Raw genomic sequence first — 17,727 nt, forward strand, 5'->3', positions numbered from 1 at the left:
CGCGATCAGCCCAAGCGCTTGACGATCCGGGCGACGCGGGCAACGCCCCCGGTTCCGCTTGCCGCGCGACCGATCAGGGCGGTGCCGGCTGCCGTGATCAGCGTGCGCCGCAGGATGGTGCGGCTGCGCATGCCCGACAGCATGAGCAGAACGCCCACGCCCAGCACGATCAGATGCTCGCCCGGAAAATCCGGCCGGCGGGCATCGATATCCTTGAGCTGCGCGACCAGTGACCGCGAGCGTGGCGCGGGGCGGGTGTCGGGGACGGGTTCAATCTGCATGGAGCCTCCTCGTGGCAGGGATGGTCATGCGGTGCGGGGCGGCATGCCCCGCGCCGTCTACTTCGCGTACTTGAATTCGGGCAGCGCCTTGAGCGTATCTTTGGTCGCCGCCGGCAACTGGAACTGATCGCCCGCGACCTGCATCTGAGACAGCGGCACCGTCACCAGGTGGTTGCCCACGCCCAGCAGGCCACCCACCGACAACACCGCATAAGGCGCCCAGTCGGGCGGTCCCAGGATCAGATCATCCACGGTGCCGAGCTTTTCTTTCTTGCCGTTGTAGACCGTCGCCCCGATCATCTTCGAGGCGCGGTAGCCGGCGTCAACCTTGGCGACATCGACCCGGACTTCGGTCACGGACTGCGGCGCGCCCTGCGCCTGCGCCACGCAAGCGCCGCCCGCGGCGCCCAGGAGGACGGCCAAACCCAACACAGTGGTCTTTATGGTCATGATCGATTCTCCTCGGGGTCAGGACGAGCGCTGCGAGCCGGCGGGGTCGGGATTGGATTCGGACGCATCCGACGGCTCCATGTCCTCATTGCGGATTTCGTTGCCCTGCGCGTTCTCGCTAGCGTCGGAAGGCTTGACCGGCTGGCCGCCGGGCTTGCCGTCAGAAGGCTTGACGGGCAGATCGTCCGGCGTCGACGTCGCTTCCACGGCGTTGTCCTGGGAAGATGCCTGCCCAACGGAATGTCTTGGTTCCATTTTCGTCACCTTGGAATGTGCGGCGGCCAGCGAAGCGTGGCCAAGGATGCAAACAGCAAATGCCGTGCCCGGGCTGCGCCTGATTTCGCATGCCTCCCATGACGGGCTGCGTTGTGGCACCATAAAACCATTGGTAACGCGTTCCCAAATGGCATCGAATCGGCAATATATTCACTTCACGGGCGGCGCCGCGATGCGCCTTGATTCGTGGCTGAACTTTTCGGAGTGCGACGATGGCCGGCAAAAAAAAGCAGAAGGACACCCCCGAGGCGGCCGAAGAGGCCGGATTGTCCAAGAAGCAGTACGAAAAGGAATTGGCGCAATTGCACGCCGAACTGGTCAAGCTGCAGCAATGGGTGCAGGAGACCGGTGCCAAGGTGTGCATCGTGTTCGAAGGCCGTGACGGCGCAGGCAAAGGCGGCACGATCAAGGCCCTGACCGAGCGCGTCAGCCCCCGCGTTTTTCGCATCGTGGCCTTGCCCGCGCCCACCGAGCGCGAGAAGTCCCAGATGTACATGCAGCGTTATCTTCCCCACCTGCCCGCCGCCGGCGAAGTCGTGATCTTCGACCGCAGTTGGTACAACCGGGCGGGCGTGGAACGCGTCATGGGGTTCTGCTCTCAGGCGCAGGTCGACACTTTTCTGAAGGCCGTGCCGCTGGTGGAGCGGGTGATGATCGACTCCGGCATCCTGCTCTTCAAGTATTGGCTGGAAGTGAGCGAGGCGGAACAGACGCGCCGGTTGCAGTCGCGCATCAATGACCCGCGCAAGACCTGGAAGCTGACCAAGATGGACCTGGATTCGTACAGCCGCTGGTACGACTATTCACGGGCGCGGGATGACATGTTCAAGGCCTCGGATACGGCCATCTCGCCTTGGTATGTGTGCGGATCCGATGACAAAAAGCGGGCGCGGCTCAATATCATCAGCCATCTGCTGGAACACATTCCCTACAAGGTCGGCCCGAGGGAAAAGATTGCGCTACCCAAGCGGCAAAAGGCCAAGGGATACGAGCAGCCGGAGCATCCGTTCCGGTTCGTGCCCGAAAAGTTCTGACGCGACACGTCCTGACGCGCGAAGCGCCCCTTCCCCGGAGGTTCAGCCATGGCAGCGCTGCTCATCAATCAGGTTGAGGAAACCACCACCGACGACGAGATTCGCACCTTCCTGACGAAGTACGGGTTTCCAACGCCGGATCACGTCAAACGCGTCCCCAGCGAAGGCGACCGGCCGGCAGTGCTGGTGACCTTTAAAGGCGCGACGGAACCGGAGCTGCAAGCCTTGCTGCCCCGGATCCATCAGGTGTTCTGGAAAAACCATACCGTTTCGGCGCTGGTCATGCGGGCGCCGATCGAGTGACGGGCGCCCGAGGGCAGCGGCGCCCCGCCCCCCGCGGCTCACCACGCCGTGCGCGGACGGTAAGTCTCTTTTACATATTTCGCCAGCTCGGCCTCGACCGTCGACATCATGACGGCGGGCGGACGTTCCGGGTGCAAAAGTTGCTGCGCGGCGGCCAGGGTGCGCAGTGCGCAGCGTTCGCCGTTGGTCATCGGCTGGGGGGTGGACAGGGTGGGCGTGTACTTGAAAGCTTCCATGATGCTTCTCCATAAGACAAGGAATAACCCTCACCCCCCTTTCAGCAAGTAGCGTGCCCAACCCATTTCCGTTGTCAGTAACGGATACTGACGCGGGCCCAGACGCTGCGTCCGGGCTCGTTCACGGCTGTCCCCGCTGGATACCCGAAACCTGCGTTTCCGGCCAGGTTCAGGTGTTCGCTGTAGGTCTTGTCGAACAGGTTGTCCACGCCCAGGGACAGCCGGACCTGCCGGTTGACCACATACCCCGCGTTGACGGAGAAGACGCCAAACCCGGCGCTGGGGCCGAAGTCCTTGCCGACGACGTTGCCCTCATTAAGCGCGTAGCGCTTTTGCGGCGCGACGATGCGCCACAAGGCGCCGGCCGACCAGGTGCCGTCGTCATAGGCGGCGCTGAGCTTGGCTTCCAGCGGGGGGATCTGCGGCAGCGGCCGGCCGTCGCTGCGGTTCTGGCCCCAGGCGTAGGCCAGCGTCGCACCGAGTTTCCAGCGCGGCGACACGGCGTACGTGGCGCCGAACTCCCCGCCGAAGATGCGGGCATCGACGTTGGTCGCCTGTGAGGTGGCGCCCATCATCCCGCCGGACGTGTAGTTGAAAAGTATGAAGTCGTCCACGTATCCCGCGTACCCGGAGAACCAGGCATCGAGCGTCTCGGTCTTGTACTGCGCGCCGAAGTCCAGCTGGGTGGTCTTTTCCGGCTTGACGCCCTGGAAGGCGTTGACCGAACCGGCGGGCCCGCGCTTAGGCGAGAACAATTCCCAGTAGTCGGGAAACCGCTCGACGTGGCCCAGGCCGATGTAGACCGTGGCGGGCAGCGACGCCAGATCCCTTTCATAGCGCAGAAAGCCGCTGGGCAGCGTGTCGTCGCGGCGCTCGCCTGCCGTCGGGTTGGGCATGGGCATCATCTGGCCGCCCGTGGTTTGGCGGAAATCCTTGGCCGACGCCCAATCCACGCGGGCTCCGCCAATCACGCGGCTGTCCGGCGCGGCGCGCCAGGTCAGTTCGCCAAAAACACCCGTGTTGGAAAAATCTGCATCCTTGACCCACGGTTGGCTGCGGTACGACACCGTGCCCGTGCCGCTGCGGGCGCGGTGGCGGCTCTGCTGGAAGTCCACCCCGGCCTCCAGATTGACGTCCGGCGACAGGGTCCAGGTGCTGGCGAAGCGCCCGCCCCAGGTGGCCCGGTCCACGTCCGACGCCATGGGCATCGCCATGGAACTTGAGGGGTCGGGCGCGCGCAGGGTGTAGTTGTCCATGACGTGGTCGGCGTAGTTGTAATAGAGCTGCGCCTGCACCTGGTTCAGCACTTCGCCGAGGTTACGTTTTTCAAACCGCAGTCCAAAGCTTTCCCGTTTGAACTGCGAACCGTCCATGCCGCGGCCGGCGTAGCGGGCCTCGCCATCGCCGGTGCCGGCGGTCAATTCATAGAGGGTGTCCGCGTCCGGCGTGAATCCCAGCGCCACATCCGCGTTCCATTTGTCCCAGCGCGACGGCACGGTGCTGCCGTCGCCGTCCTTGTAGTCCTGCGAATGCGAGTGGTTGGCGGTGAATCGGGTGTAGACCTTCTCGTTGCCGGCGGTCAGGTCCGCCGTCTGGTCGTTGCGTCCGAACGAGCCGCCCGTCAGGCTGCCGTCAAAGCGCACGCCCGGCTCGGTGAACGCAGGCGTATCCCGGTCGAAGCGGACGGTGCCGGCTGACGCGCCCGGCCCCCACAGCACGGTCTGCGGTCCCTTGATGACGGTGAGCTGGTCGAAGTTCTCGGGGGAAATGTAGGAACTGGGCGCGTCCATGCGCGAAGGGCAGGCGCCGGGCATGGCGGTGCCGTTGGTCAGGATGTTCAGGCGCGAACCGAACATGCCGCGCAGCACCGGATCGCCGTTGGTGCCGCCGTTGCGGATGGCCGAAAACCCCGGAATGGTCTTGAGATAGTCGGTGCCGTCGCTGGCCGGCAGCGGTTGGCGCGGCAGCTTGGGATCGGTCGTGAATGTCAGGGGCGCACTGGGCGCAACGCCCGTGATGACCACGGGGTCGAGCGTGGTCACGCCGTCGGAAGCGGATTGTGCCCCGGCGGAGAACGTGGCGGCCATGGCGGCTGCCATGCAGGTCATGCGTAGAAATTGCTGTTGCTTGCACATATCGAATCGGGTCCAACGCGGAATGGGGAGGTCGTGGCTTGCCGTCTTGTGCGCCAAGGCCGCGCGCAGGCACGCCCCGGCGCCTGACCCCACGGATCGGGGGCCAGGCCGCGAGCGGACAGGCGGACAGGCGTCAGCGGTCGGCGCCGCGCCCGCTAGCGGTGGGCGGCGCGATGCAAGCCGGAAATGCAGGGAGGAAAGCCGTCAGGCGGCGGATGGCGGCGCACGCGGCTGCTGCGGCAGCCGCGCGAGCGCACTGGAGAAGAGAGGATCGTGGGTAGCGGGCGGCGCGTCAGGCTGGGCCAAGGTGGGCAGCAGCCACGCAAGCAGCCACAAGGCCGGCAGCGAGGCGCCCCCCAGCATGGCGCACCCCGCGACGCAGCAGTGCGGCATGGCGCCGCTATGTTGCGCGGCTTCCGGGGTGGCGTCTTGGTGCGCGCCTGGGGTGTCGCCTGGGATGGCGCCTGGTAAGGCGCCTTCCTGGCCGATGGTGACCACGCGCGGCCCGCTGGCCGTGCAGATGATGGTGGTGGCGCCGAAGACCGGGGATCCCCCTGCCCCGCCGGGGCCGCCGGATCCGGCGAGCGCCGCCGAGGCAATCAGCGCCTGAAAGACGAACAGGGCCGCTGCGAACAGCGAAACCCATCGTCTTGCAGCAGCGGCGCATCGGTACATCGGATCCCCTTGACGGCGCAGATGGTAGCGCGGATCCGGCCCCGAATCCGGCCCGCCGCCCGCTATCTGCGCCGCCCGTTGACGCACATCAAGCGCGTTTGGCCACTATCCACCGCAACACGTCGATCACGAGGAACACGGCGAGGCTCACGCCCATGACCGGCAGGCACCAGCCCAGCGCGAGCGCGACAGCCGCCGTCGCGATGCGACCCGGCCAGGACAGATCGCGCCACGCCTGCGTCAGCGTCTGCCCTGCCGGGGCTGCCGGCCGGCGCAGCCACCACATCCGGTAACCCAGGACGATCATCGCCGTCAGCGCGATGCCCATGGCGGCCATCAAGAGCTGATTGGGCCAGCCGAACAGGATCCCCATGTGCATGTCCACGCCCCACCGGATCAGCTTGGCGATGAGCGGAAAGGTGTCGAAGTCCGCGCGGCTCGTGATGGCGTAGGTCGACGGATCCACCGCAATGGTGTCGACTTGCGTGGGCCAGGAGCGGTCCACCTCGCGCACCATCCAGGCCTGGCCTTCACCGCGCGGCGGGCGGATTTCGAGCTGGCTGCTGTCGATGCCGCCCTGCCGGGCCGCCTGCAGCACCCGGTCAAAGCCGGAGGCCACGTTGTCCGGCGCCATCATCATGGCGGCGTGGTCATGCTGGCCGCCATGATGATGGGCGTGCTCGCCGCCCTCGGGCACGGCAGGCGAACCGGCGGCCGGCGATCCGGTGGCCGGCATTCCGGCGGCCGGCGATCCGGCGGCCGGCAGTTTCAGCGACACCGCCGGAGTAATCCATCCCAATTGGGCCCGCAGTTGGTCCACGCGCGCGCCCGCCCAGTTCGACCAGGTCAGCCCCGTGGCCGAGAAGAACACCAGGCCGATCCCGATCCACAGCCCCAACAGCCCGTGCCAGCGCCGCGCGCGCAGGCGCGGACTGCGCGCTGCCGCCGCCTTGTCGCGGCTCCGGCGTGCAAACCACAGCACAAGGCCCCCAAGCGTGGCCACCCACAACCACGACGCCGCCAGCTCGCTGTAGTTGCGGCCCAGGTCGCCCAGCATCAGATTGCGGTGCAGGTAGTCCAGTTTGGTCCGGAAAGGCAGCGTGCCGCTGGTCCCGTAGACGACCATGTCGCCCTTGATGGCCAGGGTGATGGGATCGACGAACAGCGCACGGGATTCGGAGTCGCCCATGCCGGGCTGCGTGAACATGACGCGCGTGGTCTCACCCGGTCCGGGTGCGGGCCGGACGGCAAAGAGGCGCGGACCCGGGCCGATTCGCGCCCGTGCTGCCTCGACCTGCGCGGCCAAGGGCTGCGCGGTGCCGGTGGAGTCCGTACGCAATTGGTCGGCATAGATGACGCTTTCCAGTTGCGGCGTCAGGACGAACAGGGTGCCGGTCACTGCCGCCACCAGAATGAAGGGGCCGACGAACAGGCCTATATAGAAATGCAGCCGGGTGAGCAGCGCGAGAAACGCGCTGCCGCTCGCGGCCCGCGCCCGCGCGGACGCGGCGGGGCTAACCAGAGTATCAGTGGTCATAAGGGTCTCGACAACAACGGACGCCGCCCGCAAGGGGCGGCCAGCGTGCGCGCAAGGCGCACGGCGGGAAATGTCATCCGGTGATTCGAGGCGGCGCGCGCTGGCCCAGCGACGGGCCGGCGGCCGGCATGGGGGGCCGCGGACTGTCGGCTTGCGGCGCTGGCTGCACCCGCCAGCCAAGCAGCATGGGGATCAGCGCCAAGGCTGGCGGCGACAGCAGTGCCGGGTGCGCGCTCAGCCCAAACGGACATTCCTGACCGGCGCCGACGTGCCCGGAGGAATCCGGGTGCCCGTGATGGCCATGCGAGTCGCCGGCATGCGCGTGCGGGTCGGCCAAACCCGGCATGCCGGGAAAAACGCCGCCCCCCGCCGCGCAGAAGCCCAGCGCGAAACGGCCCTGCTTGAGCGCCTGCACATCCGGCATGTAGCCGGTGGGCACCACCGCCCGCGCGGCCAGCAACACCAGTAGCAACAGCCGCGCAAGGGCGGCTGCAGCGGCTGGACGCAAGGACGGCGAGGACGGAAAGGCGTGCATGCGGGGGTTCCGGACGGCGGCCGGTTTCGGTGTCAAGGGGGCATTTTAAACACCGGTGGCGTCATTACGCCGCGAGAGCGGCTGAGGGTGCAGGACGGATCCAAAGCCAGTCGCTAAGACAATTGAGAACGATTATTGCTAGAATTCCGCCTGACACCTCCCTTAAATGGGACCAGATCCACTTCTCACGTTCTTCGGACAGTTCTCGAATGGCCAAGCCATCGCGCTCCAAATTATGGTTTCTCGTCCACAGTTGGCTGGCCTTGCCGATCTGGATTTTCCTTTTCTTCATCTGTGCGACCGGAACCATCGCCGTCATCAGCCAGGAAATCGTCTGGCTCATCAATCCCGCCGTTCGCGCCCAGGCGCCCGATGCCGATACCCCGCGCATGGGCTACCAGGATTTGATGGACGCCATCGCCAAGCAAGAGCCCGACGCTTCCGTGCAGCGGCTGTCCTGGCCCGAGGAATCCCAATTCGCCCTGACGGCCTCGGTCGGATATCCCGGCGCGCGATTCACCTCCATTTACGTCAATCCCTATACCGGCGATGTTCAAGGCCCTGCCCTGAACTTTGACCTGCGCCAGTTCATGCGCGCGTTGCACGGCTGGCTGTTGATTCCGTTCACGAATGGCTATAGCTGGGGCTGGTACCTGGTGTCGCTGTTGTCCGTGCCGATGCTGCTGTCGCTCATCACGGGTCTCGTCGTCTACAAACGGTTCTGGCGCGCCTATTTCCAGAAGCCGCGCCTGCGCGTCGGCCAGGGCGCCCGGATTTTCTGGGGCGACTTCCACCGCCTGTCGGGGTTATGGTCCGTCTGGTTCATCCTGCTGATCTCGGTCAGCGCGATCTGGTTCCTGGTGCAGGCCGTGCTGTTCGATACGGCCACCACGATTTCAACGCAGGGCGTCCCCGCCGTCGTGGCGCGCGACCAGGTGCCGACCGTCGCGCCCGGCGACACCGTCAAACGCCTGCCGCTCGACCAGATCGTCGGCATTGCCGAGCGCGAGCTGCCCGGCCTGGAGACGCAGCAGGTGTTTTTCCCCGGCAATGCCTATGACCCGATCACCATCTCGGGCCGCGGCGCCTATCCGCTGATGTACCAATACGCCAAGATCAATCCGTACAACGGCGCCGTCGAGGAAGTGCGCCGCCTGTCCGATCGCAGCGGCCTGGAATTTTTCACCGAATCCATGCGGCCGCTGCACACCGGCGACTTCGGCGGATTCTGGCTGAAGCTGGTGTGGTTCCTGTTTGGCCTGCTGCTGACGATGATGTCGCTGAGCGGCCTGCTGATTTGGACCAAGCGCACCGCGCAAGCCACCGCCAAGGCGCTGCGCCCTGCCCGCGCAGCCCGCACCGACGCCCGTGAGGTGACCGAATGAGCAAGACCGCCACCCTCGCCGCCGCGCCCAAGCCCAGCCTCTGGCGCCGCTGGCGCTTTCACCTGAGCGCGCTGCTGCTCATCCTGCCGATCCTCTACGTCCCGAAGTACTTCGATGACCTGGCGCTGTCGCGCGGGTCGATGGGCCTGGGCCAGCGCCCCGCCGGCGACCTGCAGGTCGGCCCATGGAAGCTGCAGCTTGCCGAATGGCAGGTCGAACCGCCCAAGTCTGATCCGGCCGGCATGGTCAAGACCTTCACCATGGCCCAATGCGAAGGCTGCAAGGACCAGATCCGTGCGGTCTACGTGCGCGTGGGCAAGCCGCGCAGCCTGCGCGCTGCGGGCTCGATCTTCTTTGGCAGCCCGCACCGGGCCTTTGCCACCGTGCCGATTCCTCCGCGCACCACCCCGGACGCCGATCTCTGGATCACGGCGGAGGGCTGGGACGGCTCGGTGCACCAGGCGGCGTGGCCCATCGCCACCGCCTCCCCCGCCACCGTCGAGTGGCTGAAGAAACAAGGAGCATCCCGATGAACGCAGTTTTTGCGAACCGCTTTCGCGCCGCCCTGCTTGGCGCGCTGTTGACCGCCAGCGCTTCGGCCCTGGCACACAATCCGATGGCCGAATGCAAGGCCGAGGGCAAGGAACAGATCCAGTGCACCGGCGGATTCTCCGACGGCAGCGGCGCGGCCGGCGTCACCATGGACGTCATCTCCTACGACGAACAGATCCTCGTGCCGGGCAAGCTGGACGCGGATTCCAAGATGTCGTTCAAGCGGCCGAACGGCGAGTTCTACGTCCTGTTTGACGCGGGTCCCGGCCACGTGGTCGAGATCGACCACGTCGACATCCAGTAAGCCCCGGCCAACCGCAGCATGCACACACAAGTCATCCGCCCCGCGGGCGCCGGCCACGAAACCCTAGCGGTGCTGGGCGCCTGCGTGGTCATCGTCGCGGCCGCCGCCGGGTACATCGGACTGCGCGAAGCGCCGCCCGAAAGCGCGCCGCTCGCCGCCACCCAGATCGACGCACGACGCGACCTGACGCCCGCCGAACAGGGCATCTACGCCGACCTGCGCGTCGCCTACGAGGAAATCGGATTTGCCCTGCAAGCCGGCGAGCCGCTGCCCTCGGTCGCCGATCTGGCCGCGCAGGGACTGCCGCCTTTCGTCACCGACAACAGCACCGCCGTGCGCGGCGGCCACGTGTGGCGCTTGGAGCGTCAGGCGGGCAAAGCACTGTATGTGGGGCAGACGGCGGATGCCAAGCTGGCCGGATCGTTCCTGATGCGCGCCGAAGGCGGCCACGCCAAGGACGGCCATGGCCATGACGGCAGTGCGCCCGCCCAGGCCGATGTCTGGCTGGCCCGGAATGCGGCAACCCGCGTCCCGGAAAGCGCCGACGATGCCGCGTTGGCTGCGGCGGGCTGGCTGCAGGTCGCCGCCCAGTTCGATGCCGGCGTCACCCGCCAGAACAAGCCCTGACCGGGCCCTCCCCCTTCGCCTTCCGACACGAGCCTACGGATTTATGTCTGCCTTTTCGTTTTTCTCCCAGATCCTGCGCCGCTGCGCCGCGCCGCTCGCCGCGCTGGCGCTGCTGGCCGGCGCGTTCACCGCGCCCGCTCACGCCGAAGACGCCAAGCGTTTGAAGATCGGCGTGACGCTGCATCCCTATTACAGCTACGTCGCCAACATCGTGGGAGACAAGGCCGAGGTCGTGCCGCTGATTCCGGTGGGCTTCAATCCGCATGCCTACGAGCCTCGCGCCGAGGACATCAAGCGCATCGGGACGTTGGACGTGGTCGTGCTCAACGGAATCGGCCACGATGACTTCGCGGACCGCATGATCGCCGCCAGCGAAAAGCCCAAGATCCCGGTGATCGAGGCAAACGCACAGGTGCCGCTGCTGGCCGCGGTAGGCATGGCCGCGCGCGGGGGCGGCGATTCGGGCAAGGTCGTCAATCCGCACACCTTCCTGTCGATCACCGCCTCGATCGCGCAGATCAACACCATCGCCCGCGAACTGGGCCGTATCGATCCCGCGAACGCGCAGGCGTACACCGCCAACGCGCGCGCCTATGGCCAGCGCCTGCGCAAGCTGCGCGCCGATGCGTTGGGCAAGTTGGCTTCCGCGCCCAACGCCGACCTGCGCGTGGCCACCATCCACGGCGCGTACGACTACCTGCTGCGCGAATTCGGCCTGGAAGTCACGGCCGTCGTGGAGCCGGCGCACGGCATCGAGCCCAGCCCGGCCCAGCTCAAGGGCACCATCGAACAATTGCGCGCGGCCGACGTCAAGGTGATCTTTTCGGAACTGAACTTCCCGTCCTCGTACGTCGAAACGATCCAGCGTGAAACCGGCGTGAAGCTGTACGCGCTGTCGCACATCTCGTACGGCGAATACAGCGCCGAGCAGTTCGAGAAGGAAATGACGCAAAACCTGGCTACCGTCGTGCGCGCCATTGAAGAGGCCGGCGCGTGACCGGCCCGGTGAGCCCGCACCCGGCTGGCGCGCCCGGCCCCACGCTGACCTTCGAGCAGATCTCGTTGACGCTGGGCCGCACCGAGATCCTCAGCGATGTCGCCTTCAGCGTGACGGCGGGCAGCGTGCACGCGCTGGTGGGCCCCAACGGCGGCGGCAAGAGTTCCCTGGTCAAGACGCTGCTGGGCCAGATGCCGCATCGCGGCAAGCTCAGCGTGACGTGGCCCGGCGATCGGCCGGGCGTCATCGGCTACATCCCGCAGGCGTTGGAGTTCGATCGCGGCCTGCCCATGACCGTCAACGATTTCATGGCCGCGATGTGCCAGCGCAAGCCGGCATTCCTGGGCTTGTCGCGCGCAAAGTCGGCAGAGATTTCCGCCGCGCTGGAACGCGTGGGCATGCAGGACAAGCGCAACCGCCGAATGGGCGCGCTGTCGGGTGGCGAGCGCCAGCGCGTGCTGCTGGCCCAGGGCCTGGTGCCCAGCCCATCGATGGTGGTGCTGGACGAGCCCATGTCGGCGCTGGACGAAGCCGGCGTGCGCGTGTTCGAACAATTGCTGGACAGCTGGCGCGCGCAGCGCGTGACCGTGCTTTGGATCGAGCATGACCTGGAGGCCGTCGGCCGCCTGGCCGACCGCGTCACTGGGCTGAACCGCCAGGTGCTTTGCGACGGTCCTCCTAAGCAAGTGCTGACGCCCGACCGGCTGCTGACGCTCTTTTCGACCCGCCCGCGCGTGGGCGGCCAGCCGCAGGAGCGCGCCGCATGAACGCCTTTTTCGATCACCTGCGCCAACTCATCCAGCGCGCGGCGGAATCCGGCGCGCTGCCCGATTCGCTGGCCTATGGCTTCGTCATCAACGCCCTGCTCGCCGGCCTGATCATCGGGCCGGTATTGGGCGGCCTGGGCACGCTGGTCGTGGTCAAGCGCTTTGCGTTCTTCTCGGAAGCGGTGGGCCATGCCGCGCTGACCGGCGTGGCGATCGGCATTCTGCTGGGCGAGCCCTACACCGGCCCGTATGGCAGCCTGTTCAGCTATTGCCTCATCTTCGGCATCCTGCTCAATTTCCTGAGCAACCGCACGCGTCTCACGCCGGACACCTTGATCGGCGTGTTCCTGTCGGTGTCGCTGGCGCTGGGTGCAAGCCTGCTGCTGGTGCTGGCCGGGCGCATCAACATCCACATCCTGGAGAACGTGCTGTTCGGCTCGGTGCTCACCGTCAACAGCAACGACCTGTCGGTGCTGACGTGCGTGGCGGTGCTGGCGTTGGCGCTGGCGCTGCCCAACTACAACCGGCTGATGCTGGCCAGCTTCAATCCGCAGCTTGCCGCCGTCCGCGGAGTACCCGTCAAGGCGATGGACTACCTGTTCGTGATCCTGGTGACGCTGGTCACCGTGGCTTCGGTCAAGGTGATCGGCGCCATCCTGGTCGGCGCGCTGCTGGTGATTCCGGCCGCCGCGGCGCGGATGCTGGCGCAATCGCTCAAGGGGTTTTTCACGATGTCGGTGCTGTTTGCAATGTTCGCCACGCTCGCCGGCATCATGTTGCCCATCGAATTGGAACTGCCGGTGCCTTCCGGCGCGGCCATCATTCTGGTCGCGGGAATCTTGTTTGCGATCGCGGCCCTGGCGCGCAGCCTGGTCCCCGGTCTGAAAGGAAATGCAGCATGAGTCTGAAGTCAGGTTATGTCACCTTGCGCCGCGCCGCCCTGGCGGTGGCGATGGCATCCGCCCTGGGCGCCGCCGTCACGGCACATGCCCAGGAAGCCGCCAAGTCCGGCCGCGCAGTCCGCGCCGCGCAACCCGAAACCGCCAGCACCGCGCCTGCAGCAGTCACCGTGCTGGCCGCCCACCCGGTCGTATTCGCCCTGACCGACAGTCTGGCCAAGGACAGCAGCATCCGCGTCGAACGTGCGGCGCCCGCCAACCTGCCGGCCACGCGGCTGACGTCCTACTTCAGCGGCCGCGGCGGCGCGGCGCTGCAAAAGGCCGCCGCCTCCGCCGACGCGGCCGTGGGCCTGCGTTCCATCTGGCCAGACGATCCGCTCTTTGCCAACGCACGCCGCACCAACATCCGCATCGTCGAGATCGACGCGGCGCGTCCGCTCGACGGCGCGCTGAACGGCATCGCGCTGCAAAGCGACACGCGGGCTGGCGGCCAATTTGCCGCCTATCCGTGGCTCAGCATCGTCAACCTGGGCCGCATGGCCGACATCGTGGCCGCCGACCTGGGCCGCCTGTCCCCGTCCGACGAAAAGCGCATCGGCGAAAACCTGGCGTACATCAAGCGCACGCTGGTCGAACTGAATGCGAAAAGCCAGGCGGGGCTGGCGCAGGCCGAGAACGTCGCGGTCGTCAGCCTGTCCGAACGCCTGCCCTACCTGATTGCGGAATTCAATCTGGATCTGGTCGACACGATGGCACGCGACGACAAGGACTGGACGCCCGAGGCGCTGGCTGCGCTGACCGCCACGCTGAAGGACAACGGCGTGGCCGCCGCGCTGTTGCACCGCGAGCCGACCCCAGCCCTTTCGCAGGCCATTGAAGCTGGCGGCGCCAAGGCCGTCGTGCTGGCCACGGATGGCGCCGACCCGGTCGCGGACCTGCAGGGCAACGCGCAGCGCCTGCTGCAAGCGCTGGCGCCCGCCGCTGCCACGGCGGCCAAGTAAATCGCCACCGGCAATGCCATCACGGACGCGCGCCGGCTCATCCGGCGCCGTCTGCCGCTTCAGTCGACAGCGCCGTTGCAGCCGCTTTCAAGCAATCGATCAGTTGCGCGCTGGCGGCCGGCAGGCCGGCTTCGCGCAACGTAATGATGCCGACCGGCGGCAGCGGCAACGCGAGCGGCACCGCAAGAATCCGGCAAAGCCCCTGCGCTTGGAAGCTTCTCGCCGCCGAGCGGGCTAGAAACCCCACGCCGTGGCGTTCGCGGATGAAAGTCAACGTCGCCAGGTAGGACGACGTTTCCATCAGATCGGGCGACGGTTCCAGCCCGTGCTGGTGGAACTGCTGCTCCAGCTTGACGCGCAATGACGCCCACGGCGGCGGCATGACGCACGGCAATGCCGCCAGATCTTCCCACCCGGGATGCGCCAGTCCCGCCACCTTGCTGCCCGGGGCGGCCACCACCACCATCGGTTCCTCGAACAACGCTTCGGTCTGCAGATCCGGCGCGGCATAGCCCGGCTCCAACCTGCCCACGAAAAGGTCCAGTTCGCCCAGCCGAAGCTTGGGCAGCAGGTGCGTCAGGTCGCCCTCTTCGATCAGCACGGTCGCGCGCGCGGCCCGCGCCTTCAAGGCGTGCACCGCCCGCGCCAGCAGCACCGGCAGCGCGACGGCCATCGCGCCGACGCGCGTCTTGCCCGCCGCGCCGCTTGCGGCGGCGTCGATCTCGTCGCGGGTTCGCGCGTATTGCGCCAGCACGCCGCGCGCAAAGCGCACGACCGAGGCGCCGGCCTCCGTGGGTTCCGTGCCGCGCACGGACCGCGCAAACAGCGCCAGACCCAGCATCGATTCGACCTCCGACAGCATGCGCGACACCGCCGGCTGGCTGACGGCCATGAACTCGGCCGTGCGTCCCAAATGCCGGAATTCATCCAGCGCCACGACCAGTTGGAGGTGACGCAGCTTCAGGTTTGAGCGGAAAACGCGATCCAAATGCGCCATCGAGGACTCCGATACCAGGGCGCCGATACATATCACCGACGTTATCTAACGATGCGCCAATTCTATTGGATAGTTATGGTTAAGCTCACGAGAATAAGTCCGGGCCCCCGCGTAGCCTTGCCGGGGCCCGAATATAAAAGCGAGACCCATAAGAACGACATCCGGAGACAAAACATGAGGCACATCCCTACCCCCGATCTGGACAGGCGCAGGTTCCTGGCCGGCGCCGCCTGTCTGGGCGCGGCCGCCGGCGCCGGCGCAGTCGGCCTGCTGGCGCCCGCCACGGCCCGCGCCGCCGACTATCCCCAGCGTCCCATCACCTTCATCTGCCCCTGGCCCGTGGGCGGCACGGCGGACCAATCCATGCGCGCGCTTTGCCAGGTGGCCTCGGGCGTGCTGGGCCAGTCCATCGTGGTCGAGAACCGCGCCGGCGCATCAGGAATGATCGGCACAAAGGCGCTGTCGCAGGCGCAACCAGACGGCTACACCATCGGTCAGATTCCCATCTCGGTCGCGCGCTTTTCGCAACTTGGCCTGTTGCAGCTGGACCCGCGCAGCGAACTGACCTACCTGGCGCGCACGTCGGGCCAGACGTTCGGCATTGCCGTGCTGGCCTCCTCGCCATTCAAGACGCTCAAGGAAGTCGTGGCGTATGCCAAGGCCAACCCAGGCAAATTGACATACGGGCACGCCGGCATCGGCGGCGCGACGCACGTGGGCATGGAAGAGTTCGCCATGGCGGCCGGCGTGCGGTTTAACGCCATCGCGTACAAGGGCGGCGCGGCCGCGCTGCAGGATGTGCTGGGCGGCCAGGTCGATCTCCTGGCCGATTCCAGCTCGTGGGCGCCGCATGTCGAGGCAGGCAAACTGCGCCTGCTGGCGACCTGGGGCGAATCGCGCGCCTCGCGCTTCAAGGACGCCCCAACCCTGAAGGAATTGGGTTACGACGTCGTGGTCGAGGCGCCCAATGGCATCGGCGCGCCCAAGGGCCTGGACCCCGCCGTCGAGCGCAAGCTGCGCGATGCGTTCCGCACCGCCGTCAAGAGCGACGCCTTCAAGCAGGTTGCCGACCGCATCGACGCGCCGGTGATGTACCTGGACGGCCCGGACTACCAGGCGTATGTCGCCTCGGTCTATCAACAGGAGACCGCATTGATCGCGCGCCTGAAATTGAAAGAAATGCTGCAGAAGGGTTGATTCACCGTGAACGCCAACCCCTTGATCCGGCTTCACCCCAACGACAATGTCCTCGTCGCCCGGGAAGCCCTGGCCCTGGGCATGGTCGTGCCCGACCTGGGTCTGCGCGTGCGCGCGCAGGTCCCAGGCGGCCATAAGATTGCCGCCTGCCGCATTGCCGCGGGCACACCGGTGCGCAAGTACGACGCCGTCATTGGCGTGGCCGCCCGGGACATCGAAGCGGGCGACCACGTGCACGCCCACAACCTTGCGCTGGCCGACTTCGAGCGGGACCCGGCGTTCTGCCGCGACGTTCGCCCCGTCGCGATGGTGCCCGAGGCGCAACGCGCCACGTTTCAGGGCTATGTGCGCGCCGACGGCCGGGTGGGCACGCGCAATTTCGTGGGCATCATCGCGTCGGTGAACTGTTCCGCCACGGTCATCCACCACATTGCGCAGCATTTCACGCCCGAGCGGCTTGCCGCCTATCCCAACGTGGATGGCGTGGCCGCGTTTGCACAGACCAGCGGTTGCGGGATGTCCTCGCCCAGCGAGCATTTCGACGTCCTGCGGCGCACGCTGGCCGGCTATGCGCGGCACCCGAACCTGGCCGGAGTGCTGATCGTGGGTCTCGGATGCGAGCGCAATCAGGTGTCCGCCTTGATCGACTCGCAGAACCTGGCCGGCGATCCGCGGGTACGCACCCTGGTGATGCAGGACACGGGCGGCACGCGCGCCACCATCGACGCCGGCATCCGCGCCGTGGAGGAAATGCTGCCGCACGCGCACGCCGCGCGCCGCAGCAGCGTGCCGGCCAGCCACCTGAAGATCGGCCTGGAATGCGGCGGGTCCGACGGTTATTCGGCGATCACGGCCAATCCGGCGCTGGGCGCGGCCATGGACATTCTGGTGCGCCATGGCGGCACGGCGATCCTGTCGGAAACCCCCGAAATCCACGGCGTGGAATACCTGCTGACGCGCCGCGCCGTCACGCCGGAAGTGGGACAGAAGCTGCTGGACCGGCTGGCGTGGTGGGAAACCTACACGGCCGGGCACAACGCGCAGTTCAATGGCGTCGTCGGCCACGGCAACCAGCAAGGCGGTCTGGCCAACATCTTCGAAAAATCGCTGGGTTCCGCCATGAAGGGCGGCACGACGCCGCTGCAGGCCGTGTACGAATACGCCGAACCCATCGACCGCGCGGGTCTGGTGTTCATGGATTCGCCCGGCTACGACCCGGTTGCGGTTACCGGACAGATCGCCAGCGGGGCCAACCTGATCTGCTTCACGACGGGGCGCGGGTCGATGTTCGGTTCCAAGCCGGCGCCCACCCTCAAGCTTGCCAGCAACAGCAGCATGTACGCCCGGCTTGAGCAGGACATGGACATCAACTGCGGCGCGGTGCTGGACGGCGAGGCGGACATCGCGCAGATGGGCCAGCGCATCTTCGACCACATCCTGCGCGCGGCCTCGGGCGCACCCACCAAGAGCGAAGCCCTGGGCCTGGGCAACCACGAATTCGTGCCCTGGCATCTGGGCATCGTCAGCTGATCCGCCCCC

At 66.9% G+C, this 17,727-nt stretch carries 21 protein-coding genes; 12 read left to right on the forward strand and 9 right to left on the reverse strand.

Annotated features, from left to right (window positions below; genetic code table 11):
• Window positions 1-5: 5 nt before the first annotated feature.
• Genes ASD87_RS05070 through ASD87_RS05080 form a run of 3 tightly spaced genes read right to left on the reverse strand, consistent with a single transcriptional unit; the run spans window position 6 to window position 986 of the window.
• Window positions 6-281, reverse strand: coding sequence for a hypothetical protein (locus ASD87_RS05070; protein WP_056317962.1), 276 nt, complete (start codon window positions 279-281; stop codon window positions 6-8).
• A 57-nt stretch (window positions 282-338) separates the two neighbouring features.
• Complete coding sequence (locus tag ASD87_RS05075; RefSeq protein ID WP_056317965.1) at window positions 339-731, reverse strand: PRC-barrel domain-containing protein; 393 nt, start codon at window positions 729-731, stop codon at window positions 339-341.
• An 18-nt stretch (window positions 732-749) separates the two neighbouring features.
• Entirely contained in the window at window positions 750-986 is a 237-nt protein-coding gene (locus ASD87_RS05080) for a hypothetical protein (RefSeq protein WP_156403379.1), read from the reverse strand.
• Window positions 987-1,219: 233 nt separating this feature from the next.
• Here ASD87_RS05080 and ppk2 point away from each other — a divergent pair, with 233 nt between their 5' ends.
• Window positions 1,220-2,041, forward strand: a complete 822-nt coding sequence (gene ppk2, locus ASD87_RS05085; protein ID WP_056317970.1) for a polyphosphate kinase 2 — start codon at window positions 1,220-1,222, stop codon at window positions 2,039-2,041.
• Window positions 2,042-2,089: 48 nt separating this feature from the next.
• Window positions 2,090-2,344, forward strand: coding sequence for a hypothetical protein (locus tag ASD87_RS05090; protein WP_056317972.1), 255 nt, complete (start codon window positions 2,090-2,092; stop codon window positions 2,342-2,344).
• A gap of 38 nt (window positions 2,345-2,382) precedes the next feature.
• Here ASD87_RS05090 and ASD87_RS05095 read toward each other — a convergent pair whose 3' ends face one another.
• From ASD87_RS05095 to ASD87_RS05115, 5 genes are all read right to left on the reverse strand, one after another.
• The gene (locus tag ASD87_RS05095) at window positions 2,383-2,580 is read right to left on the reverse strand and encodes a hypothetical protein (RefSeq protein WP_056317974.1); all 198 of its coding nucleotides are present in this window, start codon (window positions 2,578-2,580) and stop codon (window positions 2,383-2,385) included.
• Window positions 2,581-2,654: 74 nt separating this feature from the next.
• The gene (locus ASD87_RS05100; protein ID WP_056317976.1) at window positions 2,655-4,715 is read right to left on the reverse strand and encodes a TonB-dependent copper receptor; all 2,061 of its coding nucleotides are present in this window, start codon (window positions 4,713-4,715) and stop codon (window positions 2,655-2,657) included.
• Between the two features lie 204 nt (window positions 4,716-4,919).
• The gene (locus ASD87_RS05105; RefSeq protein WP_056317980.1) at window positions 4,920-5,390 is read right to left on the reverse strand and encodes a DUF2946 family protein; all 471 of its coding nucleotides are present in this window, start codon (window positions 5,388-5,390) and stop codon (window positions 4,920-4,922) included.
• A gap of 88 nt (window positions 5,391-5,478) precedes the next feature.
• Window positions 5,479-6,927, reverse strand: coding sequence for a PepSY domain-containing protein (locus ASD87_RS05110; protein ID WP_056317981.1), 1,449 nt, complete (start codon window positions 6,925-6,927; stop codon window positions 5,479-5,481).
• 73 nt (window positions 6,928-7,000) lie between these two features.
• On the reverse strand, window positions 7,001-7,462 hold the full coding sequence (locus ASD87_RS05115) for a DUF2946 family protein (RefSeq protein ID WP_056317984.1): 462 nt from the start codon (window positions 7,460-7,462) through the stop codon (window positions 7,001-7,003).
• A gap of 209 nt (window positions 7,463-7,671) precedes the next feature.
• Here ASD87_RS05115 and ASD87_RS05120 point away from each other — a divergent pair, with 209 nt between their 5' ends.
• From ASD87_RS05120 to ASD87_RS05155, 8 genes are read left to right on the forward strand one after another with little or no spacing between them, the layout of a single operon-like run.
• The gene (locus ASD87_RS05120) at window positions 7,672-8,847 is read left to right on the forward strand and encodes a PepSY domain-containing protein (RefSeq protein ID WP_056317985.1); all 1,176 of its coding nucleotides are present in this window, start codon (window positions 7,672-7,674) and stop codon (window positions 8,845-8,847) included.
• Window positions 8,844-9,380 (forward strand): hypothetical protein, encoded by a 537-nt coding sequence (locus tag ASD87_RS05125; RefSeq protein ID WP_056317987.1) that lies wholly within the window; start codon window positions 8,844-8,846, stop codon window positions 9,378-9,380. The genes ASD87_RS05120 and ASD87_RS05125 overlap by 4 nt, the downstream gene beginning before the upstream one ends.
• On the forward strand, window positions 9,377-9,703 hold the full coding sequence (locus tag ASD87_RS05130) for a hypothetical protein (RefSeq protein ID WP_056317990.1): 327 nt from the start codon (window positions 9,377-9,379) through the stop codon (window positions 9,701-9,703). The genes ASD87_RS05125 and ASD87_RS05130 overlap by 4 nt, the downstream gene beginning before the upstream one ends.
• Before the next feature lie 18 nt (window positions 9,704-9,721).
• Entirely contained in the window at window positions 9,722-10,330 is a 609-nt protein-coding gene (locus ASD87_RS05135) for a DUF6162 family protein (protein ID WP_082586194.1), read from the forward strand.
• Window positions 10,331-10,373: 43 nt separating this feature from the next.
• Window positions 10,374-11,327, forward strand: coding sequence for a metal ABC transporter solute-binding protein, Zn/Mn family (locus tag ASD87_RS05140; protein ID WP_056317995.1), 954 nt, complete (start codon window positions 10,374-10,376; stop codon window positions 11,325-11,327).
• Window positions 11,324-12,094 (forward strand): metal ABC transporter ATP-binding protein, encoded by a 771-nt coding sequence (locus ASD87_RS05145; RefSeq protein WP_200952134.1) that lies wholly within the window; start codon window positions 11,324-11,326, stop codon window positions 12,092-12,094. Before ASD87_RS05140 ends, ASD87_RS05145 begins: the two co-directional genes overlap by 4 nt.
• The gene (locus ASD87_RS05150; protein ID WP_056317996.1) at window positions 12,091-12,996 is read left to right on the forward strand and encodes a metal ABC transporter permease; all 906 of its coding nucleotides are present in this window, start codon (window positions 12,091-12,093) and stop codon (window positions 12,994-12,996) included. Before ASD87_RS05145 ends, ASD87_RS05150 begins: the two co-directional genes overlap by 4 nt.
• Window positions 12,993-13,994, forward strand: coding sequence for a metal ABC transporter solute-binding protein, Zn/Mn family (locus ASD87_RS05155; protein ID WP_056317999.1), 1,002 nt, complete (start codon window positions 12,993-12,995; stop codon window positions 13,992-13,994). Before ASD87_RS05150 ends, ASD87_RS05155 begins: the two co-directional genes overlap by 4 nt.
• Before the next feature lie 37 nt (window positions 13,995-14,031).
• Here the strand turns inward: ASD87_RS05155 and ASD87_RS05160 are convergent, their stop codons facing one another.
• Window positions 14,032-14,991: a LysR substrate-binding domain-containing protein gene (locus ASD87_RS05160; RefSeq protein WP_056318002.1), complete on the reverse strand. Its 960-nt coding sequence runs from the start codon at window positions 14,989-14,991 to the stop codon at window positions 14,032-14,034.
• A gap of 174 nt (window positions 14,992-15,165) precedes the next feature.
• Between ASD87_RS05160 and ASD87_RS05165 the strand changes: the two genes are divergently transcribed.
• Together ASD87_RS05165 and ASD87_RS05170 are read left to right on the forward strand one after the other, a co-directional pair.
• Entirely contained in the window at window positions 15,166-16,188 is a 1,023-nt protein-coding gene (locus ASD87_RS05165) for a tripartite tricarboxylate transporter substrate binding protein (protein WP_056318004.1), read from the forward strand.
• 6 nt (window positions 16,189-16,194) lie between these two features.
• On the forward strand, window positions 16,195-17,718 hold the full coding sequence (locus ASD87_RS05170) for a UxaA family hydrolase (RefSeq protein WP_056318007.1): 1,524 nt from the start codon (window positions 16,195-16,197) through the stop codon (window positions 17,716-17,718).
• Window positions 17,719-17,727: the final 9 nt, after the last annotated feature.

The organism is Achromobacter sp. Root170, assembly GCF_001428165.1.
Classification (GTDB): domain Bacteria; phylum Pseudomonadota; class Gammaproteobacteria; order Burkholderiales; family Burkholderiaceae_B; genus Achromobacter; species Achromobacter mucicolens.

Excerpts from the sequence above, each read along its gene's own strand:
- ASD87_RS05165 (WP_056318004.1), top strand. The coding sequence starts at position 15,166 with ATGAGGCACATCCCTACCCCCGATCTGGACAGGCGCAGGTTCCTGGCC.
- ASD87_RS05125 (WP_056317987.1), top strand. The coding sequence starts at position 8,844 with ATGAGCAAGACCGCCACCCTCGCCGCCGCGCCCAAGCCCAGCCTCTGG.
- ASD87_RS05155 (WP_056317999.1), top strand. The coding sequence starts at position 12,993 with ATGAGTCTGAAGTCAGGTTATGTCACCTTGCGCCGCGCCGCCCTGGCG.
- ASD87_RS05110 (WP_056317981.1), bottom strand. The coding sequence starts at position 6,927 with ATGACCACTGATACTCTGGTTAGCCCCGCCGCGTCCGCGCGGGCGCGG.
- ASD87_RS05080 (WP_156403379.1), bottom strand. The coding sequence starts at position 986 with ATGGAACCAAGACATTCCGTTGGGCAGGCATCTTCCCAGGACAACGCC.
- ASD87_RS05090 (WP_056317972.1), top strand. The coding sequence starts at position 2,090 with ATGGCAGCGCTGCTCATCAATCAGGTTGAGGAAACCACCACCGACGAC.
- ppk2 (WP_056317970.1), top strand. The coding sequence starts at position 1,220 with ATGGCCGGCAAAAAAAAGCAGAAGGACACCCCCGAGGCGGCCGAAGAG.
- ASD87_RS05105 (WP_056317980.1), bottom strand. The coding sequence starts at position 5,390 with ATGTACCGATGCGCCGCTGCTGCAAGACGATGGGTTTCGCTGTTCGCA.
- ASD87_RS05160 (WP_056318002.1), bottom strand. The coding sequence starts at position 14,991 with ATGGCGCATTTGGATCGCGTTTTCCGCTCAAACCTGAAGCTGCGTCAC.
- ASD87_RS05120 (WP_056317985.1), top strand. The coding sequence starts at position 7,672 with ATGGCCAAGCCATCGCGCTCCAAATTATGGTTTCTCGTCCACAGTTGG.
- ASD87_RS05150 (WP_056317996.1), top strand. The coding sequence starts at position 12,091 with ATGAACGCCTTTTTCGATCACCTGCGCCAACTCATCCAGCGCGCGGCG.
- ASD87_RS05095 (WP_056317974.1), bottom strand. The coding sequence starts at position 2,580 with ATGGAAGCTTTCAAGTACACGCCCACCCTGTCCACCCCCCAGCCGATG.
- ASD87_RS05075 (WP_056317965.1), bottom strand. The coding sequence starts at position 731 with ATGACCATAAAGACCACTGTGTTGGGTTTGGCCGTCCTCCTGGGCGCC.
- ASD87_RS05130 (WP_056317990.1), top strand. The coding sequence starts at position 9,377 with ATGAACGCAGTTTTTGCGAACCGCTTTCGCGCCGCCCTGCTTGGCGCG.
- ASD87_RS05140 (WP_056317995.1), top strand. The coding sequence starts at position 10,374 with ATGTCTGCCTTTTCGTTTTTCTCCCAGATCCTGCGCCGCTGCGCCGCG.
- ASD87_RS05070 (WP_056317962.1), bottom strand. The coding sequence starts at position 281 with ATGCAGATTGAACCCGTCCCCGACACCCGCCCCGCGCCACGCTCGCGG.
- ASD87_RS05115 (WP_056317984.1), bottom strand. The coding sequence starts at position 7,462 with ATGCACGCCTTTCCGTCCTCGCCGTCCTTGCGTCCAGCCGCTGCAGCC.
- ASD87_RS05135 (WP_082586194.1), top strand. The coding sequence starts at position 9,722 with ATGCACACACAAGTCATCCGCCCCGCGGGCGCCGGCCACGAAACCCTA.
- ASD87_RS05100 (WP_056317976.1), bottom strand. The coding sequence starts at position 4,715 with ATGTGCAAGCAACAGCAATTTCTACGCATGACCTGCATGGCAGCCGCC.